Below are 289 nucleotides of genomic sequence, written 5' to 3'. Positions count from 1 at the left end.
ACCAGCGTGCCGGTCGCGACCGCGGCCACGAGAAGTGCGACCGCCGTGACGACGACGTGCACGGTCAGCGTCACGAGCACGGGCGGCCGACCGTGCGACCGCCGCTCGAGGAACGTCCCCGCGACGAGGCACGCCATCGCCGCGGCGGGCAGCAGGTACGCGACCGGATCCGCATCCGCCGCCCCCGCCTGCGACCGCACCACGAGCACCACGCCCACGGCGCCGAGCGCGAGCCCGGCCCACTGCGCGCCGCGCACACGCAGCCCGAGCAGCGGGCCGACGAGCGTCG

General features: G+C 77.5%; 1 pseudogene. It reads right to left on the bottom strand.

What is annotated here, in order from left to right:
* A pseudogene (locus tag DZG00_RS16760) lies at positions 1–289 on the bottom strand (DMT family transporter); the annotation flags it as partial.

It is taken from the genome of Clavibacter lycopersici, assembly GCF_003576405.1.
GTDB classification, from domain to species: Bacteria; Actinomycetota; Actinomycetes; order Actinomycetales; family Microbacteriaceae; genus Clavibacter; species Clavibacter lycopersici.
This window is presented reverse-complemented; position numbering and strand designations above follow the sequence as displayed.